The following is a 20,504-nucleotide window of genomic DNA, read 5'->3' as shown; positions in this document are numbered from 1 at the left end:
GTTTAATTTAATTTTATATGAAATAAAGCACTGCCGTTGTTATAATTGGACGAGCTTTCAGCTCTGGCTGTTGTGACATAAAGGTTAGCATCCTGGTCTAAACAGCACGATGTTACATTGGTATAGGGCAGTGATATTTCGTTTATTCTTTCTCCTGTCAACGGATTCCATTGTGATACGCATGCTCCTCCCCATTCAGCAATCCATAACATGCCATTCTCATCGATGCACATGCCATCAGGGCTTCCTTGACCATTAAACGCGATGACATAATCGATAAAAGCGACGGAACCAGTCTCAATATCATAGTTGTATTTGCCAACTTTTTTAGTCGGTGTATCGATAAAATAAAGCGTTTTATGATCTTTTGTAAATGCCAATCCGTTAGAAATAGTGGTGTTTTTTATAATGATATTGGACTTGCCATTGTGATAAGAATAGACATTACCCACATTCTTTACGACTTCAGGGTAGCCCATAGTACCAATAAGATACCTGCCATAAGCATCTTCAATACCATCGTTATAGCGAACCGAATCGGCAATATCAATTTGAAATTTATAGGTAGCACTTAAGGTTTTGAAATCAACCTCATAAAAACCATTTTTAGAGGCGACTAGCACTAATTTTTCGGACACAATATATACATTACTCGTTGGCGAATCCAGTTTTAGACTAAGCATTTCCTTCGTCTTCGGATTGTAGCAATACACCAGATGATCGAATATAGAAACAAAATATAGGAGCTCATATTTCGAATCGAAAATAGGGCCTTCAAAAAGTTCTGCAGATTGGGAAAAGTAAATTAAGTTTGAGGTCATAAAACGTAATCTATATATATTCTCCTCCTGTGACGCGCATAATGGATCCCGTCGTCATTGCCGAATCATCTGATATAAAATGCATAACTGCTGGCACAGGGTCGTACGGGCTTAGCATCCTTCCCATAGGAATTATGCTGCTAGCATTATTTTTTAGCTCGTCTTCAGAGATACCTTCTTTAGCTCTGAGTTCTAATTCACCTTCGGTATGTGTCCACCCCATGACCAAGTAATTGGATCTAATGCCATATTTAGCATAGTGATGTGCAATATGATTGGAGAGGGTATAGAGTGTGCTTTTTGTTAGTGCATAAGCGGTTCTATCTTCCTGCCCATAGTCCATATGTGCTGAACCAAAAAAGACAATTGAACCCGACTTAAAGTCCATCATAGATTTTAAGACGTGCTTTAAAAGAAAGTACGGTGCTTTAAGATTAATATTAAACACACTATCATAAGTATCCTCATCGGTTTCAATTATGGAAGATACAGGTGTAATACCGGCATAGATGATTAAGGCATCTATTTTTTTAAATTTTTCAATAGCCGCATCAAAATAGTCTTTAATATCATTAATGGTATTGAGATCAATTTGGTGAAAATATAATTGATGTTCTGAGTTAAAAGAGGCAATGATTTCCTGTCCTAATTGTTGATCGCGACCGCAGAAAGCAACATTGTAACCTTTATTTATGCAAGCTTTAAGGATTTCTTTTCCAACACCTTTGGTGCCACCTAATAGCATTACTGTTTTCATTATCTACGTCATCCGTTTAAGTTGATGATGCCAAAGTAGTTAATATTTTTTGAACGTACTTTATTTATCTACGTATTGAAATTAAACTCGTTTAAACTAATCTAAGATTTAAACCCTAAGGCATATCTCTGTAGCTAAAACAAACATATGCACAAAGGCTAAACGCTAATTCACCTTTAGTAGGGTTGATGTTTTAGAATCACCTGTTATAGTAACCATATAGAGGTTAGAATTGTTATCATCAGCCATGTAATCATATTTGGCCGATCCTAATAGTGCATTGGTGAACATAGGAGTGGTATTACTGTGCCCCACAATTAAAACAGTTTTGCCCTTTGTCGCTTCTTTGAATGCTTTAGGATTCATAGCATTAGGGTCATAATAGGTAATTTCGACATCATGAGCTTTTGCAGTCGGCATTGCCGTTTCTTTAGTACGGTTATAATTTGTGGAATAAACCATGTCAAACTTCACATCACCAAAGGCATTGGCCCAATTCTCTGCTCTTTTTTTTCCCGCTTCCGTTAAGTGTGGATCTTTGTTGGATTTATCGGATCGGTCTTTTTCTGCATGTCTTATTAAATAATAAGTCGTTGTCTTTTCTTCCTCTTTAAACTTGTCTTCAAAAGGACCTTCCCAAATGACTTGTTCTATCATCCATTTACCATCATCCTTAGAAAGCAGCATATAATCCAACCCCCAAGCTCCGGTCACTTTTGCAGCTGCAATGTGATTGCTTATTTCCAGAACTTTGACACTACGCATTTTGGTTTCCGTACGTATATTGCCTTCTTCCTTGTTTTTTTGGGCCATTTTAAGCGCATTTTCGTAAGTCAACTGCTTATAATACTCGTAGTTGCCAGTCTTCTTACTCTTCCAGTAACCAAACTTATAGAGCCTTGGCTTTAAGGCTGCTTTTAGTTTAGTGGTATCCCCTTGATAAAACCCATCGATGTAGTTGTTAAGGGTAACTTCTATTTGAGCTTTGTCAGATAAATCTTGAGCAAAAATGGTGAATGAAAAAAGAAGAGATAGAGAAGCGAATAAAGTTTTCATTTTTAGAGTGATTGGTTATACACTCAAAAATAGACTAGAAAAAATAGTTTGTTTTTAAAAGTATGTTAAATAAGTTTATGCCAATTCCAAAGCAATCTCAATCATGCTTTTAAAGGTAGTTTCACGTTCTTTACTCGTTGTGCGTTCCCCAGTGACCAAAGAATCCGAAATGGTGAGGATAGCCAAGGCGTTAACATTGTGTTTGGCGGCAACTGTATACAATCCTGCGGCTTCCATTTCCACGCAAAGGACACCAAACTTTGACCATTTTTTGTAAGATTCTATATCATCCTCATAGAACTCATCAGAAGATAAAACATTGCCAGCTTTGATAGGAATATTTTTCGCCCTAGCAGTGTCTACAGCTTTAATAAACAATCCGAAATCTGCAGTAGGCGCGTAGTCGGCACCACCAAAACGCAATTCATTAACACCCGATGTTGAAGAAGCGGCCATGGCCAGTACAACATCTCGGAGTTTGACATCTTTTTGATAAGACCCTGCGCTTCCGACACGAATTAAATTTTTGACACCATACTCCTTAATGAGTTCGTTGGCATAAATAGAGATACTCGGAATCCCCATACCACTGCCCATTGCTGAGATACGTTTGCCTTTGTAAGTGCCAGTATAGCCATACATGCCCCTGATTTCATTGAAGCAAAAGTAATCGTCAAAAAACGTTTCTGCAATCCATTTGGCTCGCAAAGGATCGCCAGGTAATAAAATAGTTTCTGCTATATCGCCTTTTTTGGCACCAATGTGTACACTCATGTGGTAAAGTTACATAAAGTGTTTTAACTAATAGGCAGAAGTTGAGGTTTGATTGGTCATCATGGCCACTCCAGAAGAGGCACCAATACGGTGTACACCCACTTCTATATATTTTAAAGCCGTCTCAGCATCTCTTATACCCCCAGATGCTTTTAGTTTTAGTTGATCTTTAACGCTTTTTTTCATGATTTTTACTGCGGTTAGTGTGGCTCCGCTTTTAGAAAATCCTGTTGAAGTTTTTACATAATCGGCTTTAGCGTCGATACAAATTTCACAAGCTTTTACGATCTCATTTTTTGAGAGCTCACTTATTTCCAAAATCACTTTTAATGGCGTCAGGCCAATGGCGCGCTTTACATCACTAATATCTTTTAGAACAGCAACGTAGTTTTTACTTTTTAAACGACCAATATTCATTACCATATCGATTTCTGAAGCACCTTGCTCTATAGCTTTTTTAGCTTCAAATATTTTAGCTTCCGTAGACATGGCCCCGAGGGGAAATCCCACAACTGTACAAACCTTAACATCGGAGCGGCCCAATGCTTGTTTGGCAATAGGCACATAACTGCTATTAACGCAAACCGCATAGAAATTATATTTTAGGGCTTCTTCACAAAGATTGAGAATATCGGCTTCAGTCGCTGAAGGACTCAACAAGGTATGGTCTATATATCTATTTAATTCCATTTATTATAAGTAGGGTTTTGACAAAAAAATAACTATGTAATTCCCTATTTGTTATGAGGGAATACCAGACAAGATCAATGTCTTAAGTGAGTCGGAATTAAATAGCTCGATAAAATTAATGATTTATCCGTTAAAGTGTACGTTAAAATTCAAAATTTATTGTGCATTTCATCGAAAATATGACTTAGTAGGCTATAAATCACTGTTATACAGGTGCTTATTTTTTTGAAGAATTTACTTGGATTTCATTGAGAATATTAAAGTTTTTTATACATGATATTTATCAGTGTTTAGGGTGTTTTATGCCTTTATTTTTGTGGGAAATTTAAATATTATACTATGAGAAATTTGTTATTATATGTTTTACTATTAGGTTTTGCTTTTAACCTAAATGCACAAGAAACTGAAGCCACTGACGATTATAATAAGTGGCAAATTAGATTAAGGGTTATTAGCGTTATTCCAAATGAATCTGCTAATATCGAGACTATTGGCGGTGATGTCGAAATTAATACGGCTTTTGTACCGGAATTGGATTTTACCTATTTCTTTTCTAAGAATTGGGCGGCAGAATTGATACTTGGGACCGCAAAGCATGAGGTCGATGCGGTGAATACCGCTGCTGGCAATATTGATTTAGGCGATGTTTGGTTATTGCCACCAACCTTAACCTTACAATACCACTTTTATGCCGATGATTTTAAACCTTATTTAGGGGCTGGTATCAACTACACTATTTTTTATGGAGCCGATGAAGGGCCCGTTGCTGATGATATAGACTATGAGAATAGTTTTGGTATTGCATTTCAAGGAGGTATAGACTATATGCTTAACGACAAGTGGTTTTTAAACCTCGATGCCAAATATATCTTTATCAACACGGACGCTACCGTCAATGCCACATCCGCACTTGGGGCTACAGTTGGGGCCGATGTTGATATTAATCCTTTTGTACTAGGACTTGGTGTTGGTATGAAGTTTTAAAACTAAACATAGCATGGTCAACAAAGAGGCTGTCTAGAAACACAAAATGTATCAAATTGTCATATTGAGAGTAGTCGAAAAGCATTTATAGTAAGGGGTATAGCTTTCTCGACTGCCTGTCCGCCCTGTCTGCCTGTTCTCCGTACGAGACTTCGGAAGGCGAGCCGGCAGGCGGGGCGTACAAGACTTTGGAAGGCGAAGTGCTCGAAATGACAGCGAAAAGGGCTTTTTAGACAGCCCTTTTTTTATTGGACCTTACTTGGGGTCTTTAGCTGTTTTACGCGTTCATCAAAAATAGAGACATCAACTGGGTTGACTACGGCACCGAAAAGATCCATCATCTCGTCCGAATGTGTTTCTCGTTTTTGTGTTAAAAGATTGAAATGTACAAAGCCGCACCATATAACAGCCTTTAGATGACTTTTGTCTTCGTTATACATGCGCATTTCAACCTTTAGATTACTGTTATCAAAGCTAATTAATTGCGATTCTATAACTATGGTTTCCATAAGTAAAGCGGGTTTTAAATAGGCAATTTGGTTACTGCTAGACACCCAACTTTTACCTTCTAACCTAGCCATTTTATAAATATCGATATCGTAGTTCCTAATGAGTTCATCTTCCCGATGGTTCATAAAATAATCCGTGTATTTCCCATTGTTGAGATGGTTAAATGGATCACAATCTTGAAATCTAATTTTGGTTTTACTTTCTAGTGTTTTAGCTAAATTCATCGTTATTGTTTTAAATATACCAATCGGTATATTATTGGTTAAAAAAATATTATACTTTTAATTCATTCGTAATCATAGTGTCTATTTGATCCATAGCATCGTTCATATAAAACTCATCATCCATCGTATAGGTCATAAAAACAGCGCCCTGAATCATGGAGTCAATACGTTTGGCATATTGCATAGCATTTATTTCTGTTGATATTTCGCCTGCTTCAATACCATTCTCTATCATGGTTGCCACTTGATCTTGGATACGCTCTATAACAACCCTTACTTTTTCTAATAATTCGGAGTTTTGATTATTGGCATCTACACCGATGTTTAAAACTGGACATCCACCATAGGTTTTACTGATGCTATAATAATCTCTGTAAAAATCTGCAATGAGGTACAGCTTGCCTATTGGCGAGTCACTTTTTTCAATGTGTTTGGAAATTAATGCCATCAACTTCTTCACATTGTGCTTAAACGCCGCTATAGAAAGCTCTTCCTTGTTTTTAAAGTTGCCGTAAATAGCGCCTTTTGTAAGTCCTGTGGCAGAAGTAATATCACTAAGACTGGTAGCGGCATAGCCATGCTTGTTAAAAATAGGGGCAACGGTTTCTAGAATATATTGTTTGGTATGTTCGGATTTTGTGAGCATCTGAAACAAAAATAGTAAAAAATATACCAATTGGTATATTTTTTACTATTTATTAATAGATATTTTAATTGCGCCTTATTCAGTAACTGCAGAAACGGTATACCCAGCCTGTCTTAATAAACTAATAACGCCATTTTCACCAGCGAGATGTGCAGCGCCGACACCAAAGAAAGTGGGTTGTTCTTTGGCATAATCTTCAATCTTGGAAATCCAATTTTTGTTGCGATTTTCCAGGAGAATTTCCTGATGACCAGAAACGGTTTGAAAGCTCTCGTCGTTCATCATTTCCAATAAAGACACGATATCTTCATTGTCGTAGATTTCGAGCATTTTGGCAAAATTAGCTTTATCGTAGGCAAGATTATCCTTAGCCATTCGCACTAAATCGGCATACTGATCTTTTAGAGGGATATCCTCAAAAACTTTAAGCTGTGCTTCAATGGTCTCCAAACCTTCAATGCTTTCATTTTGTTCCTTTGCGACTTCCATGAGCTCCAATTCAAAGGACTGCATAGGGCAATCCAACATTTTTGGGTATAACATTGAGGTTAGGAAAAAAGGTTTCACATTTTCCATTAATGCAATAGACATTCCCATGTGATTTGTAAATAGGGAGTCTACAGCGGTATAGTCGTCTTCTGAGACATAGTCTTTAATAGTTTCTCCATCGGATAGATACATACCCGACATCATTTTAGAGGTCATACTAGGATCATCCATATCGAGTTCCATGACTATAAGCGTCGTTTCTTCTAGGGCCTTTTTAACATCATCATCCAAGGAGACGTTACAGGTGATATGAATTGTGCCAAACAAGTAGGAGGGTTGTTCCAAGCCCTTACCTTCAATTTTCCACAAGGTTGAATGCTCGAGTTGTTGGGCATTTATAGTTAATAATGTGATTAGTGATACAATACTTAGCGATAAGATACGTTGCATTATATAGCGTTTAAATTTTAAAACATTTGTAGCGTTAAAACCAAATTTGTTACAAAAGGAAAGCAACACGTCCAAAATCCGATAGCTTTTCGAATTTATTTCGGTGTTGCTTAAACCAACCAATCATTATAAAGACTGTTTACCAGCCATATTGTTACAGTATGTTCATAACTCTTCTACAACCAAGTCTCCTTGATTTCTAAAGACTAATTTATCGTCAAACTCATCTAGTAAAATTATACTGTCTGTAGTGACACGGCCAGCCAATATTTCTTTACTCAATTGGTTCAATACTTCTTTCTGTATGACGCGTTTCACGGGTCTTGCCCCATACTCCGGATTATAGCCTTTTTCCGCCAAATAGGCTTTAGCTTCAGGTGTAGCATCGAAGGTAATTCCTTGTTTGGCAATCATTTTAGTAACACTCTTTAATTGAAGGCCGACAATATCCACAATGTTTTGCTTCGATAACGGTGTAAACATAATGGTGTCGTCAATACGATTCAAAAACTCCGGCCGCACACTTTGCTTCAACAACCCTAGGACATCTAATTTGGCGCCTTCAATAGCCGTTGGTATGTCTTTGGTCGCTTCAAAACGCTCTTGGATGATCTGACTTCCTAAATTAGAGGTCATAATAATGATGGTGTTCTTGAAGTCTGCAATCCGTCCTTTGTTATCCGTTAATCGGCCTTCATCCAATACCTGTAACAATATATTAAAGGTGTCTGGATGGGCTTTTTCAATCTCATCGAGTAAGACGACCGAGTAAGGTTTACGTCGCACAGCTTCCGTCAACTGACCACCTTCATCATAACCGACGTATCCTGGAGGCGCACCTACCAATCGACTTACAGCATGGCGCTCCTGATATTCACTCATATCGATACGCGTCATGGCATTTTCATCATCAAAAAGGTATTCTGCCAAGGCTTTTGCAAGTTCGGTTTTACCAACACCAGTCGTTCCCAGGAATAAAAATGTACCTATAGGTTTTTGTGGGTTCTGTAAGCCTGCTCTAGAGCGTCTTACCGCATCACTTACAGCTTCAATGGCTTCTTCCTGTCCAACCACACGTTTGTGCAATTCGTCTTCGAGTTTTAATAACTTTTCGCGCTCACTCTGAATCATCTTGGTTACCGGAATACCGGTCCATTTGGCCACAACATCTGCAATATCTTCATAAGTGACTTCCTCTTTAATCAAAGCCGTTTCTTGTTGCTCCACCAGTTGTTTTTGATAATTTTCAAGCTGTTCAGTAGCTTCTTTAATCTTTCCGTATCGAATTTCTGCAACCTTGCCATAGTCGCCTTCACGCTCGGCACGTTCTGCTTCTAGCTTAAAGTTTTCAATATCTTGTTTAATGTTCTGAACGTTTTCTACGATTTCCTTTTCACTCTTCCATTTGGCATTGAGTTCATTGCGTTCTTCCTTAAGATTGGCTAAATCGGCTTTTAAAGATTTCAACTTAGACTCATCACGTTCGCGCTTAATAGCTTCGTGCTCAATTTCCAATTGCATGATTTTGCGATCCAGAACGTCTAGTTCTTCGGGTTTTGAATTGATCTCCATGCGCAATTTAGACGCTGCTTCATCCATAAGGTCAATCGCCTTATCCGGTAAGAACCTATTGGTAATGTAGCGATTGGATAGTTCCACGGCTCCAATAATAGCTTCGTCTTTAATGCGAACTTTGTGGTGTGTTTCATATTTTTCCTTAATACCACGCAGAATGGAAATGGCACTTTCGGTATCAGGCTCTTCGACCATCACTTTTTGGAAACGACGCTCAAGTGCCTTGTCCTTTTCGAAGTATTTTTGATATTCATCTAAAGTGGTGGCACCAATAGCTCTCAATTCTCCACGAGCCAATGCTGGTTTTAGGATATTGGCGGCATCCATAGCACCTTGGCCTCCTCCGGCACCTACTAGGGTGTGAATTTCGTCAATAAAGAGTACGATATCTCCATCGCTTGTGGTGACTTCCTTAATGACAGCTTTTAAGCGCTCTTCAAACTCGCCTTTAAATTTGGCACCGGCGATTAAGGCTCCCATATCCAAAGCAAAAATTTGCTTGTCCTTTAAATTTTCTGGTACATCACCATCGATGATACGGTGGGCCAACCCTTCAGCAATGGCGGTTTTACCCGTACCAGGTTCACCAACTAAAATAGGGTTGTTCTTGGTACGACGCGATAAGATTTGAAGAATTCTACGAATCTCCTCGTCACGACCAATAACGGGATCTAGCTTGGCATCGCGTGCCAACTGATTTAAGTTTTTAGCGTATTTATTCAGTGAATTATAAGTGTCTTCCTGACTTTGAGAGGTCACACGATCGCCTTTTCTTAAATCTTCGATGCTGGCCAATAGTGCCTTTTCGGTAACCCCTTGATCTTTTAAGATTTGTGCGATTTTGCTTTTGGATTTAAAAATGGCCAGAATCAAATGTTCGATAGACACAAAATCATCATTCATTTTTTTGGCAATAATAGCCGCTTCATTAAGGGCTTTACTTGCTTCGCGAGAAAGCATCAGGTCTGCGCCCGAAACTTTAGCAAAGCTTTCCAATTCTTTGTCTAAAACTTGTTGGAGCATAGACACATTGACGTTCAGTTTTTTTAGTAAGAACGGTAATACGTTTTCATCAACATCGAAAAGCGCCTTAAAAATATGCTCATTTTCTATTTGCTGATGGCCGAAACCCTGAGCGAGCTGTTGTGCGCGCTGAATGGTTTCTTGTGATTTGATGGTATAATTGTTAAAATTCATATGAGTTATTTCTTTTTTGATCGCCATTGCTAATTGTCACACTGAGCTTGTCGAAGTGACGTAGGACGAAGCAATCTATTTAGGGATTCTTCTTCCTGACGTTTACTGTCGAGACTCTGAACGACAACAGCATTGTTTTTTTATTGTGTTTGACTATCTTTAGTCAATAATCTTACCATTGCCTAAGGGTAAGAGAAAAACGACAAAATGTCCGATATAGTGTGCGATAGCGTGACGTTTTGTCTCTTTTGCGAAACCATGTTAACACTGTATATTAAGAACCTTCTGTTTTTTATTCTTCAACCTGGACTTGTTGTGGGACTCATTCCTTATATATTGTTACAGCATCAATTACCGGGCATTTTAAATGCTGATTTAAACGTCTTGAGTTATTTCGGAATTTTCTTGATTTTCGTAGGGCTATCGATAGCATTGTATTGCGTGTACCGTTTTATTGTAGATGGTAGAGGGACCTTGTCACCAGCACATCGCACCAAGGCATTGGTGGTTAAGGGGCTATATAAATACAGCAGAAATCCCATGTATGTAGGCATGTTATTGATTTTATTCGGAGAAGTGCTTTTTACGGCATCTTGGCGGCTTTTGGTGTATACCGTTGCCGTTGGCATTGCATTTCACCTGTTTGTAATTTTTGTTGAAGAACCGAGACTAACCAGAGATTTTAAAGCCGACTATTTAAACTATATGAATAAGGTGAAGCGTTGGTTTTGATGATATAACGATTGTCACATCGAGTGATTTTTCGGCACGAAAAATGTACTTCGACGGGCTCAGCAGGGCTATCGAGATGCCTATAGAGTTCTCGATACATCTCGACTCAAGGTCGAGACACTCGAACTGACATTGAAAAAGTAATTAATATGTTTAAAAAATTATTCGGTTCTAAGGAACCTAAAGAAGAAAAAGTATTACCATGGATTGCACTTAATTCGGTAGAGCAATTGAGCGCTATAGAAGAGAAGTCCAAAACCAAACCCCAATTAATATTCAAGCACTCCACACGTTGTGGTATTAGCAGAATGGTAATCAACCAGTTTATAGAACTATATGATGTGGATGCCAATGCAGATCTTTATTACCTCGATTTATTGAGCTATCGCGAGGTGTCTAACGAAACGGGTTATAAGTTTCAGGTGATGCACCAGTCGCCACAGTTGTTAGTGATTAAGAATAGGGTAGTAGTGGCACAAGCTTCCCATGGCGCTATTAACGACTTGGATTTGAGTAGATTTGTATAGAGTCTGATTAAATGCTTTGTTAATTTGGGCACAATAATGCAAGACCTCTTACACTACATATCGCAACATGCTTATATCACACCAGAGCTTAAGAAGGCTATTTTGAATGCTTTTCAACGGATTGAGACCAAAAAAGGAGACAGCATTTTGCAAGAAGGACAGCGTGCTAAGGATCTTTATTTTGTGGAAAAGGGGATGCTGCACAATTATTACCTTCATGATGGTCGACAAGTGAGCTCTTGGTTTTATGCTGAGGGACAATTTATTACGGCTTGGTCTAGCTTTTATCTACAAAAACCAAGTTTTGAAACGATTGAATGTTTGGAGGATAGTATACTCTATCGCATCAGTTTTACCGATTTTCAAAAGCTTATCGCCGATTTCCCTGCCTTTGGCAATTTTGCAAGACTTATGGCTGAAGATATCTTGGCCGTATTGGATGAATTTACCAAGAGCTGGTCTTTTCTTTCCGCTAAGGAAAAATATGAGCTTTTACTCAGAAAATTTCCACAAATAGAATTACGAGTAAAACTCGGTTACATCGCTTCTTTTTTGGGCATCTCTCAAGAAACTCTAAGCCGAATACGTGCCCAGCGCTAAATTTTTTGATATAGCTCAAAAAAAATAGCTTCTGCCCATAGTACATTGCGTATCTAAATTTAATACATATGAGGTACAGGAAGTCTGTTATCGCTTTGGCCATTATGCCTTTTGCTTTTTATTTTAACTGGGGCACTTTCTATTTTGCTATTGTCTTTTTAATATGGAGCATTCAAGGGATTAGATCTAAAGTTGCTGTTTTTTTGGATCATGTCCCAAAAGATGACAACCCATTTTTATTTTGGTTAATTTCTATAGTTTGGGTGATGTTATCATTGCTCAGTTTAGTGTATTCAGAACCCGTAATGGATTGGTATTATGGATATTAATAAAATACTCAAGACCTATACCTTTAGATTGTCGTTGACCTTGCTTCTTATTCTTGTGGAAGCATTTATGGGGATATTACTACCACTTTTTATTGGTTATGCTGTGGATGGCGCCATACAGAGGGATTTTACCGCAATCTATCATTTAGGCGGTTTGGGCATTGCACTCGTTCTTGTTGGAGGTATCCGGCGACTTATGGATTCTCGCTTTTATGCGAAGCTATACATAGCGATGAGTTCAGAACTTATGATCGATAATCCAACTGAGGTGTCTGAAAAAGCAGCACGCCTTCATATGCTTAATGAGATTACCGAGTTTATGGAAAATCAAATTCCAGAGCTAATTCAACATACCATAGGCTTGCTTGGTATCGCTTTTATTATTCTTTCACTAAATAGCTACATATTTTTATTTGCGCTAGCTGCGGGTATCTTGGTCTTGCTTATATATGGGTTGAGTTCTAAAAAAATTACTACCTATAACTCAGCCTATAATAATGAGTTGGAAACGCAGGTCCATACTTTAAGCCAATCCCCTAAAAACGAATTGCAAAATCACATTTCCCGATTGACAAAAATCAATATACAATTATCCGATTTAGAGACGGTCAACTTTTCGTTAAGTTGGATAGTCATGATTTTTTTTCTGCTGCTTGCTATCGTGATTTCAGTGGCTGCAGGCATCACAGAATACGGCGCTTTGTTTGCCTTGATCATGTATGTCTATCAGTATATCGAAAGTATGGTCAGTTTGCCTTTATTCTACCAACAATGGTTGCGCCTTAAAGAAATTTATAAACGGATAAGTGCTTTTTGATTTAAGTCAAAAGTTGTGAGGTTTAAGAGTTTTAATTTTGAAGTATCCTAGTAAAGATTAACAGATGAAAGCATATCCATTTTTTAAGCTTCTAACACTATTTATAGTTTTATTGTCCTGTGAGTCTAAAGTAGAAAAACAAAAAGCACAAGCGATAGCACACTCCATTGTTGCTATGCAACATGAGATGGATGCTAAGAAGTATTATGCTTCTAAGACAGAACAGACCGTCAATTTAAATAGTGCGCAAGCGGACCAAATTATTGGTGTCTGGGAGATGAAAAATGACTATGGTATGGGCATTTATGAGATTGAAAAACACGAAGGAGCTTATGTAGGGAAAATCCATTATTATAATGATGGTAGCACCGAATACACGGCAAAGGGAGATAAAAGTGATTATTTTTTGAGCGCTATGCATTATGAAGATGGGGTTTATAAAAGAGGTAGACTCTATATGCCAGATGGTTTAAATTATGAAGTCCTTATAACCTTAAAAACCATTGACAAATTAGAGCTAAAAATGACCCTTGACAGGGAGCCTTATACCGAAACCTGGAAACGTCAAAAAACGGATTAATATGAAACCAAATACTATTATTTTCGCCGATTTATCGACCTATACACCAAAATCAACAATGGTCTTCTACGAAACCGTTTTTGGTTGGTTCTATCATAAGGATTATCAATATTATGTAGCTTATAAAGGGGATAAGGATATTGTAGGGTTGTACGAAACCCCAGAGAAGTTTAAACAAATGCGTATGCCCCATTTTTGGATGACCTATATTCAGGTGAATGACATCAAGCATACGGTTGCTAAGGCCCGCGAATTGGGTGGGATTATAGAGATGGAACAAAGCTTAGACGGTTTTGGCAAAGTAGCTTTAATTAGGGATCCCCAAGGGGCCGGATTTACCATCTATGAAGGTGATCATCTCAAATCTACGCGTACAGAAAATGAAGCCAACACCCTTATTTGGAACGAACTTCATATTTCTGATGCCAAAAACATCATTCCATTTTATGAAGGTATTTTTGACTGGACCTTTGTAAAGACCAGCAATGACCACTTCGAAATCTATACCCAGAATAAGGTACATATTGCTGATGCGCTGCAAATTCATAATAATTTCAAAGGTAAATACGAATATTGGGTCTGTACCTTTGGTGTTAAGGATTTGAATACCGCCAAAAGTCTTATTCTGGATAATGGTGGAAATGTGGTCTTTGATGAAGGGGAACGCCTCCTTATGACGGATAACTCAGGCCAAGCCTTTTTTTATATTCAAGAGGTTAAATAGCCCTTAACTTCCTTGAAATTACGTAGTTCTACGTATTGATTTCTGCGAATTTAAAGTTTAATTTAGCGTATCCGTGCTGAACTTAGAGGAAATATTAGAACTGAACTCAACTTGGCCTTATGTATAATCAGTTGTCTAATACTTTTTGCTTGAAACGATTAGTTCTGTTAAACTTATAAATGAGTATTAACTTTATTATCAATTATTTGCACGACAAAACATAAAAACTATATGTCTAATAATAACATAAAAGATCAGGCTAAGTCTAAATTATATAGTTTTCTAATTGGCATTTGGTCCGTTCTACTAAATGCATTTTTTTTGTGTATTTGGTTAGGAGTTCAATATTTAGTTGCCTATATAGTTTCCCTTCTCACCACAGATGAAATGAATAAAATACTAATATTGATTTTTAGAGGAATCTTTGCAATTTCGACGTTAATACCAATATTAATTAATTTATACAAAGACTTATATATTCTGACAATTCAAGCAAATAATGAAGTTAAAAATAAACAAACAAGTAGTTAAAAACATTAATGGATAAAGAAATTCAAAGACCTGCCTTGTTACCACTTCAAAGGGGAAAAAAGGAAGCAATTAGAGAATATGTCAAAAGATTAAAATTTTTCTTAATAGTTAATCTTGTTAGCTTATTCTTTATATCTCTAGGACTAATTATTTATCGCTATGCAATAATGAAGAATAACTCAGATATCTTTTTCAGAGTATTGACTAGCTCAGTAATTATACCAAGTATAGTAATCTTTTTCATTCAATCAGCTAAATTGATAAGAAGAGATATTAAACAGTATTCCGCCTTGGTAAAAGAAAATACCAGATGGTCAAGAGAACTGATGAAATTTAAAAGGTTTGACTTAATAAATTATTTATTTAAAATTATTGTAGTTGCCGTATTTCTTTTTTTTGAACATTCATTTTCTTCAGTTGCAACAGAGAATGGTGAATCCCTATTTTTTTTGATATTGGTTCCTTTAATTTTTATTTTAATCCTTTCAAACCTGAAGTCAAAAAATGTATTTTCAAATTTCTTTGATGATTTATTGGAGAAAATGCTTGATGGAATTAACTCTCTACTAAAATCCATAAATATTGAGTTTCCCAAAATAGAGAGGGACAAATAGAACTGATATACCTAATAACATGTATATCTAATTTTCAGACATCCACAAAGCTTCTTTACTTATAATAAAGACAAATTTCATATTATACAACGCGACAGAAAAAGGTTAAAATAAATGCATAAAACCTATAAACGCAATAGAAAAAGCCTTTCAAATTGAGAGGTTTTTAAGAACAATATTAAAACCTATAGTCCTACTTGTTTAAGGTTGACTATTATTCACCAATTTTAAGTTAACTCCAATGGCAAACAAGAAATCTCTCCCATCAAAATAAGACTCTATTGTCGGGCCATTATTGGCGTATTCGTTTAAGACGGTGCTCGTTACCAAATTAACTTCTGTAGTAAAAGGAAATGCTTTATTGGTCCACTCGTTTAATGGCAGTTTGGCCCCAAATCCCCAGGTGAAGCCTCTTTTAGTGTCTGTTACCCATAGACCTCCATCTTCACGTCTTCCAGAAGGACGCTTTTCTGTATAGTAACCCATGCGCAGCGCTGCAAAATCTAAAAACCAGGCTTCAGCTCCAATTCCAAATGCGGAATTGAACTCGTGGTTAGCGTTAACGACATCATCTTCAGGTCCTTTTAAGACATCTCTATATTGAAAGTGCAGTGCCAAATCCACATGTCGCGGCATACTTTCGTAAAATGATCGACCTTCTATAAAGCCCAGACTAAAAGGCAAACGAACCTGATATGCTGTTCCAAAGGTCAAATGGATCGGTAAATCTCTAAAGTTGAGGTTGTCTTCAAAGGTTTGCTCTATTCTGTTTTTCATTAGGGCATTAACCAAACTTGCAGCTACGCGAATATTTTGTCTTTGAACCTTATCCGATTTTATAAAGTTTACGGCTCTATCATAGATAGCACCAGCCGATAAGATAAACTCTGAATTGGTGACTGTGCCAGGTCCAACCGAACGATCAACCAAATAGTTCCCAGAAACACCAAATTGTAGATGGGGTATGATCTCATAAGCCGCTATAAAGTTATACCATGATTGACTTCTTCTACCATCGACAGGCTCATTATAAATACCAATTATGGTCGTCCATGGTGAGTCTTTATCGTCTAACCAAGAAAAGGTGCTCATCCCTACAATGAGTTTATCATTGATACGATAAGTGGCGCCAATAAATGGAAATCGGCCTTTTCTGTACACCTCACTGCCAGAAGCATAGTTGAGATGTACACTGACTTTTTCTTCTACCAGTCCTATGGTGGCAGGATTGTAGAATGCGTTTTCAACACCAGGTAAAGTAATGGTAGTTAGCCCCATACCTGTTGCTCGTGCACTAGAGGGCTGCATATTAAACAATCCCTGGTAATGTGTTGGGACATAATGGGATAATTGTGCTCTGGAAGCGAAAGGATGTAAGACAAAAAATAAAAAGAAGAGTCTGAATAGCTTTTTCATGTTTAGGTGGCTTTAGTTATCAGTAAAGCATCGTAAAATCAAAAAAGTGTCATCAAACAAAAGTAAATTATGATCAATGAAATCGTATAAATTGCTCTTGAGATAAAGACCATTTAAAATAGCATTACTATAGATTCAAAAGGTATAGGTCTCCATCGAAAAGCCATGATATCTAACCTTTTAGGCTGCACTTGGTCTTGATTTTTTGTTCTAAGACCAATAAATTTCATCTTTTGCCAATAAATTAAGAGTTTACATAGGCAATACCAACCATACCTAAATTCTAGCCTATTCGATTGAAACTGTTATTTCAATTTTTATTTCGCACAAACCATTATTTAAATCTATACCAACATGAATTATTTTGAACTATTAGAGAAACGCGGAGTCGTCTATTCGGCAAAACGCATAGAGTTTTATATTAAGGAACAGCTGTTTAAAGGCGTCAACTTTAAGGATAAACGCGCTTTGGATATTGGTGGTGGTTCAGGATTGTATTCGTTTTATCTCGCGTTAAATGGAGCAAAGCATGCCGTTGTTATGGAACCAGAATTTGATGGGAGTACTTCAGGAGTCAATGAAGAGTTTAAAGAAATTAACAAAGAATTGGGTAATCTAAATAATATCAGCCTGACGACTAAGGTACTTGAAAACCTACCCGAGGATACTGAGAAATTTGATATTATACTCATGCAAAATTCTGTAAATCATATTAATGAGGAAGCCTGTGTCATTTTAAAAGAAGATGAAGCGGCTAGAAAATATTATTTAGACTATTTTAATCTGTTGGTCAAATTTTGTAACCCAGGAGCAACCTTGATTATGACGGATTGCAGTAATAGAAACTTCTTCTACGATTATAAAATTAAGAATCCATTCTCTGTTTTTACCAAATCTATAGAATGGGAAAAACACCAATCCCCAAAGACATGGTCCGAATTGGTGAGTGAAGTAGGCTTTAAACATGTAAAAACAACATGGACTTCACCCAATGTTTTAGGGAAGTTAGGACAGTTGTTGTTGGGGAATAAATTGGTCTCCTATTTTACGAGAAGCCATTTTAGAGTGGTGTTGACCTATGAACCTAAGGGTTAAAGAATACGTTAAACACCGAAAGTATTTTCAAAAGAGGCGACTAAAAAAGTATTATTCTGAGTGAAAATGAAGATTAACAGAATTAATACCTTACTTAGACCACCTCTTTTTTTACTGGCTATTTGGGTGATAGACCCAAATATGGGCCATGCCTGTCGTATGAATTAATTCTTACTAATTTTTAAAACGTTTTGGTCATCGTTATCACTGGTTATACAAACAGTAGGATCTTGAGAAAAGCATAAAAATGATTGATATATGACCAAAGATCGAATAGTAAATTGTTTCATTGTGATTGATTTTTTAGTTAGATGCTTCTTCAGATAGAAGACGTAAAAAAAGGAAAATGGTTGCGTGAAAAAACGTACTAAAAGTGTTGGCTTAATAAAAAACCTCTCACGTTCATTGAGCTTACCTGTGCTGAGCCTTTCGACTACGCTCAAGACAGGCTAAAGTCGAAGCATCGAAATGTGAGAGGTTTTATTTTACTAACTATTTAAGCGATAACGGCTAATAATGTCTTTTAACTGTAGCTTTAAATCTTAACCAGAGTAACCATAAATTTTGAAGATTAAGTAGTTCTACGTATTGATATCACCGCTTCAATAGATTAACTTTATTTCCGGATGTTAAAGTCAATTTGAACTGAACTAATATTATAAGCATTCAGAAATAGACTTTAGATAAATTATAATCGACCGCACAAAGGCGTATCTAGAATTAAAAGAAAATGTCAGACCAAGATTTATTTTTTAGTGACTCAGGTAGAATTTTGATATTTGAAACTCTTATTCGTGTATTTCTTCATGATTTTGTACAGAAATTTGACATGTTAAATATTGACATATTAAACTTAGAACACTATTTATTAGAAAATGAATTAAGGAGTAATGAGAGGTATGATATTATGAGAATAAAAAGGGGAGTCAAGGATATTAAAAGTTCGGCCGGAATGCTCAATGATGATTTGAATAAATTGCAAGATTTGTTGGGTAATAGAAGTACCGCAAAAGAGAAAAATATAGATATACGGGAGAGCATCAGAAATTGTATTGATTTGATGGCATCTAGATTTTATAAGGAGAAGATTAAAGTGGATGTAAATGTGCAAAAAAATATTTCAATAATTGGAAAAGAGAATCAATTCACAATAATCATTATTAATATTTTATTCAACTGTATTCAATCTTTTTTTGATACATCTATAGAAGATAGATTAATCACAATCGAGATAAATAATAATGATGCCTATATAGAAATTAGGTTTGTAGATAATGGACGTGGTATTTCTACTGAGAATTTAGATAAAATCTATGATCCTGGTTTTACTACTTACCTTAAAGCATCGGGCCTTGGATTGACAGTGACAAAAAGGATTCTTGAAGAAGAACTTAACGGTACAATTGAAGTTAAATCTGAAGAAGGCCTTGGGACTACTGCAATTTTAAAATTTTTAAAATGAGAGGTAAGAACATTAGAATTATTTGGGCTGATGATGATGTTGAGTTTTTAAATAAAGCTGAGTTGCTATTTAATAACTATGGTTTTGAAATAATAAAATGCAGTTCTATAGCACAGGCATTGAGACATGTACTCTTGGGTGAATCAGATAATCTCTTATTAGATATAAAATTTCCTAATAGCCCGAAAGAAGGAATGATTTTTCTAGAACAAATAAAAAAAATAAATCCAGAATTGAGGGTTGTTTTATTTACTGCATACCCAGAAACTGATGACGCTGTTATTGCCGTAAAAGATTTAATGGCTTCGGATTATATTAGTAAACCTATTCCAATTGATGATAAAAAAAGGCGTTTCTTTTTCCAAAGGATGAAGGATTCTTTTTTAGAAAAAAATGAAAGGCTAGCTGATAAATCGAAAAAGATGCAACTTACAAAAATCGAAGGGTTAAAGGCTTCTCTAGAAGAAAACAACTTGGATCAATTCATAAAAATCATGCAGTCAATCTTTGCGGGATTGACATATAACATGAAAACCCAAGAGAGTTATTATCATGGCTATATTCAAGTAATTCTTGATTTAATTGGTATGGATATTAACTCAGAGATGGAAACAAATATTGGAAGAATAGATGCAGTAATTGAAACTGATCATTATATTTATTTAATGGAGTTTAAACTTACCGACGCAGAATCTGCATTGGAGCAAATCCATGAAAGAAAATATTTTCAGAAGTATTTTGGATCTCAAAAGGAAATTCTTTTAGTAGGAGTAAAGTTTGATAGGAATGAGAAAAACATTAGTGAATATATTACACAGAAAATGTCTCATTAAACAAGAATAACCCATAAAAAAGCTGGATTCAAAACCATAGTTTAAAGAAACCTATAACTGTAACAAAAACC

General features: G+C 36.4%; 22 protein-coding genes. 12 read left to right on the top strand and 10 right to left on the bottom strand.

All coding sequences use genetic code 11. The annotated features are described in order from the left end of the window. Positions 1-2: 2 nt before the first annotated feature. The 5 genes from ACO052_RS16830 to deoC form a co-directional block, all read right to left on the bottom strand. Complete coding sequence (locus ACO052_RS16830; RefSeq protein WP_422104958.1) at positions 3-821, bottom strand: SMP-30/gluconolactonase/LRE family protein; 819 nt, start codon at positions 819-821, stop codon at positions 3-5. Between the two features lie 10 nt (positions 822-831). Further along, complete coding sequence (locus tag ACO052_RS16825; RefSeq protein WP_422104957.1) at positions 832-1,578, bottom strand: SDR family NAD(P)-dependent oxidoreductase; 747 nt, start codon at positions 1,576-1,578, stop codon at positions 832-834. 165 nt (positions 1,579-1,743) lie between these two features. Next, a complete protein-coding gene (locus tag ACO052_RS16820; RefSeq protein ID WP_422104956.1) occupies positions 1,744-2,634 on the bottom strand; it encodes a histidine phosphatase family protein in 891 nt (296 codons plus the stop codon). A gap of 75 nt (positions 2,635-2,709) precedes the next feature. After that, the gene (gene deoD / locus ACO052_RS16815) at positions 2,710-3,408 is read right to left on the bottom strand and encodes a purine-nucleoside phosphorylase (RefSeq protein WP_422104955.1); all 699 of its coding nucleotides are present in this window, start codon (positions 3,406-3,408) and stop codon (positions 2,710-2,712) included. Positions 3,409-3,435: 27 nt separating this feature from the next. Further along, entirely contained in the window at positions 3,436-4,098 is a 663-nt protein-coding gene (gene deoC / locus ACO052_RS16810) for a deoxyribose-phosphate aldolase (protein WP_422104954.1), read from the bottom strand. A 339-nt stretch (positions 4,099-4,437) separates the two neighbouring features. On the opposite strand from deoC, the gene ACO052_RS16805 reads away from it, so the two are divergent. Further along, on the top strand, positions 4,438-5,082 hold the full coding sequence (locus ACO052_RS16805) for an OmpW/AlkL family protein (RefSeq protein ID WP_422104953.1): 645 nt from the start codon (positions 4,438-4,440) through the stop codon (positions 5,080-5,082). A gap of 245 nt (positions 5,083-5,327) precedes the next feature. Here the strand turns inward: ACO052_RS16805 and ACO052_RS16800 are convergent, their stop codons facing one another. The 4 genes from ACO052_RS16800 to clpB all read right to left on the bottom strand — a co-directional run bounded on the left by ACO052_RS16800 (position 5,328) and on the right by clpB (position 10,173). Then, entirely contained in the window at positions 5,328-5,816 is a 489-nt protein-coding gene (locus ACO052_RS16800; protein ID WP_422104952.1) for an acyl-CoA thioesterase, read from the bottom strand. A gap of 49 nt (positions 5,817-5,865) precedes the next feature. Continuing rightward, entirely contained in the window at positions 5,866-6,462 is a 597-nt protein-coding gene (locus tag ACO052_RS16795; RefSeq protein ID WP_422104951.1) for a TetR/AcrR family transcriptional regulator, read from the bottom strand. Positions 6,463-6,537: 75 nt separating this feature from the next. Beyond that, positions 6,538-7,401 (bottom strand): TraB/GumN family protein, encoded by an 864-nt coding sequence (locus ACO052_RS16790; protein ID WP_422104950.1) that lies wholly within the window; start codon positions 7,399-7,401, stop codon positions 6,538-6,540. Between the two features lie 165 nt (positions 7,402-7,566). Continuing rightward, on the bottom strand, positions 7,567-10,173 hold the full coding sequence (gene clpB / locus ACO052_RS16785; RefSeq protein WP_422104949.1) for an ATP-dependent chaperone ClpB: 2,607 nt from the start codon (positions 10,171-10,173) through the stop codon (positions 7,567-7,569). Positions 10,174-10,431: 258 nt separating this feature from the next. Here clpB and ACO052_RS16780 point away from each other — a divergent pair, with 258 nt between their 5' ends. From ACO052_RS16780 to ACO052_RS16745, 8 genes are all read left to right on the top strand, one after another. After that, a complete protein-coding gene (locus tag ACO052_RS16780; protein ID WP_422104948.1) occupies positions 10,432-10,905 on the top strand; it encodes a methyltransferase family protein in 474 nt (157 codons plus the stop codon). Between the two features lie 149 nt (positions 10,906-11,054). Next, complete coding sequence (gene ytxJ / locus ACO052_RS16775; protein ID WP_422104947.1) at positions 11,055-11,432, top strand: bacillithiol system redox-active protein YtxJ; 378 nt, start codon at positions 11,055-11,057, stop codon at positions 11,430-11,432. Between the two features lie 36 nt (positions 11,433-11,468). Continuing rightward, positions 11,469-12,032: a Crp/Fnr family transcriptional regulator gene (locus ACO052_RS16770; RefSeq protein ID WP_422104946.1), complete on the top strand. Its 564-nt coding sequence runs from the start codon at positions 11,469-11,471 to the stop codon at positions 12,030-12,032. Between the two features lie 68 nt (positions 12,033-12,100). Further along, entirely contained in the window at positions 12,101-12,361 is a 261-nt protein-coding gene (locus tag ACO052_RS16765; protein ID WP_422104945.1) for a hypothetical protein, read from the top strand. Next, the gene (locus ACO052_RS16760) at positions 12,351-13,178 is read left to right on the top strand and encodes an ABC transporter six-transmembrane domain-containing protein (RefSeq protein ID WP_422104944.1); all 828 of its coding nucleotides are present in this window, start codon (positions 12,351-12,353) and stop codon (positions 13,176-13,178) included. Before ACO052_RS16765 ends, ACO052_RS16760 begins: the two co-directional genes overlap by 11 nt. A 64-nt stretch (positions 13,179-13,242) precedes the next feature. Then, complete coding sequence (locus tag ACO052_RS16755) at positions 13,243-13,758, top strand: hypothetical protein (RefSeq protein ID WP_422104943.1); 516 nt, start codon at positions 13,243-13,245, stop codon at positions 13,756-13,758. A 1-nt stretch (position 13,759) separates the two neighbouring features. Continuing rightward, entirely contained in the window at positions 13,760-14,482 is a 723-nt protein-coding gene (locus tag ACO052_RS16750; RefSeq protein ID WP_422104942.1) for a VOC family protein, read from the top strand. 539 nt (positions 14,483-15,021) lie between these two features. Next, positions 15,022-15,627: a hypothetical protein gene (locus ACO052_RS16745; RefSeq protein WP_422104941.1), complete on the top strand. Its 606-nt coding sequence runs from the start codon at positions 15,022-15,024 to the stop codon at positions 15,625-15,627. A 201-nt stretch (positions 15,628-15,828) separates the two neighbouring features. On the opposite strand, the gene ACO052_RS16740 is transcribed toward ACO052_RS16745, so the two are convergent. Continuing rightward, positions 15,829-17,043 carry a hypothetical protein gene (locus ACO052_RS16740; RefSeq protein ID WP_422104940.1) on the bottom strand — a complete coding sequence of 405 codons (1,215 nt, stop codon included), beginning with the start codon at positions 17,041-17,043 and terminating at the stop codon, positions 15,829-15,831. 354 nt (positions 17,044-17,397) lie between these two features. On the opposite strand from ACO052_RS16740, the gene ACO052_RS16735 reads away from it, so the two are divergent. From ACO052_RS16735 to ACO052_RS16725, 3 genes are all read left to right on the top strand, one after another. Next, positions 17,398-18,138, top strand: coding sequence for a class I SAM-dependent methyltransferase (locus ACO052_RS16735; protein WP_422104939.1), 741 nt, complete (start codon positions 17,398-17,400; stop codon positions 18,136-18,138). A gap of 730 nt (positions 18,139-18,868) precedes the next feature. Next, positions 18,869-19,600, top strand: a complete 732-nt coding sequence (locus ACO052_RS16730; RefSeq protein WP_422104938.1) for a sensor histidine kinase — start codon at positions 18,869-18,871, stop codon at positions 19,598-19,600. Next, positions 19,597-20,433: a PD-(D/E)XK nuclease domain-containing protein gene (locus ACO052_RS16725; RefSeq protein WP_422104937.1), complete on the top strand. Its 837-nt coding sequence runs from the start codon at positions 19,597-19,599 to the stop codon at positions 20,431-20,433. The genes ACO052_RS16730 and ACO052_RS16725 overlap by 4 nt, the downstream gene beginning before the upstream one ends. Positions 20,434-20,504 lie beyond the last annotated feature (71 nt).

The organism is Winogradskyella sp. (assembly GCF_965228925.1).
Lineage (GTDB): Bacteria > Bacteroidota > Bacteroidia > Flavobacteriales > Flavobacteriaceae > Winogradskyella.
Note: the sequence above shows the minus strand (reverse complement) of the source record. Positions and strands in the feature narration are given on the sequence as shown.

Coding starts and splice junctions, on each gene's coding strand:
- ACO052_RS16725 (WP_422104937.1), top strand. CDS start 19,597: ATGAGAGGTAAGAACATTAGAATTATTTGGGCTGATGATGATGTTGAG.
- ACO052_RS16730 (WP_422104938.1), top strand. CDS start 18,869: ATGTCAGACCAAGATTTATTTTTTAGTGACTCAGGTAGAATTTTGATA.
- ACO052_RS16820 (WP_422104956.1), bottom strand. CDS start 2,634: ATGAAAACTTTATTCGCTTCTCTATCTCTTCTTTTTTCATTCACCATT.
- ACO052_RS16770 (WP_422104946.1), top strand. CDS start 11,469: ATGCAAGACCTCTTACACTACATATCGCAACATGCTTATATCACACCA.
- ACO052_RS16735 (WP_422104939.1), top strand. CDS start 17,398: ATGAATTATTTTGAACTATTAGAGAAACGCGGAGTCGTCTATTCGGCA.
- ACO052_RS16755 (WP_422104943.1), top strand. CDS start 13,243: ATGAAAGCATATCCATTTTTTAAGCTTCTAACACTATTTATAGTTTTA.
- ACO052_RS16825 (WP_422104957.1), bottom strand. CDS start 1,578: ATGAAAACAGTAATGCTATTAGGTGGCACCAAAGGTGTTGGAAAAGAA.
- ACO052_RS16760 (WP_422104944.1), top strand. CDS start 12,351: ATGGATATTAATAAAATACTCAAGACCTATACCTTTAGATTGTCGTTG.
- ACO052_RS16780 (WP_422104948.1), top strand. CDS start 10,432: ATGTTAACACTGTATATTAAGAACCTTCTGTTTTTTATTCTTCAACCT.
- ACO052_RS16765 (WP_422104945.1), top strand. CDS start 12,101: ATGAGGTACAGGAAGTCTGTTATCGCTTTGGCCATTATGCCTTTTGCT.
- deoD (WP_422104955.1), bottom strand. CDS start 3,408: ATGAGTGTACACATTGGTGCCAAAAAAGGCGATATAGCAGAAACTATT.
- ACO052_RS16805 (WP_422104953.1), top strand. CDS start 4,438: ATGAGAAATTTGTTATTATATGTTTTACTATTAGGTTTTGCTTTTAAC.
- ACO052_RS16745 (WP_422104941.1), top strand. CDS start 15,022: ATGGATAAAGAAATTCAAAGACCTGCCTTGTTACCACTTCAAAGGGGA.
- ACO052_RS16750 (WP_422104942.1), top strand. CDS start 13,760: ATGAAACCAAATACTATTATTTTCGCCGATTTATCGACCTATACACCA.
- ACO052_RS16795 (WP_422104951.1), bottom strand. CDS start 6,462: ATGCTCACAAAATCCGAACATACCAAACAATATATTCTAGAAACCGTT.
- deoC (WP_422104954.1), bottom strand. CDS start 4,098: ATGGAATTAAATAGATATATAGACCATACCTTGTTGAGTCCTTCAGCG.
- clpB (WP_422104949.1), bottom strand. CDS start 10,173: ATGAATTTTAACAATTATACCATCAAATCACAAGAAACCATTCAGCGC.
- ACO052_RS16790 (WP_422104950.1), bottom strand. CDS start 7,401: ATGCAACGTATCTTATCGCTAAGTATTGTATCACTAATCACATTATTA.
- ACO052_RS16800 (WP_422104952.1), bottom strand. CDS start 5,816: ATGAATTTAGCTAAAACACTAGAAAGTAAAACCAAAATTAGATTTCAA.
- ytxJ (WP_422104947.1), top strand. CDS start 11,055: ATGTTTAAAAAATTATTCGGTTCTAAGGAACCTAAAGAAGAAAAAGTA.
- ACO052_RS16740 (WP_422104940.1), bottom strand. CDS start 17,043: ATGAAAAAGCTATTCAGACTCTTCTTTTTATTTTTTGTCTTACATCCT.
- ACO052_RS16830 (WP_422104958.1), bottom strand. CDS start 821: ATGACCTCAAACTTAATTTACTTTTCCCAATCTGCAGAACTTTTTGAA.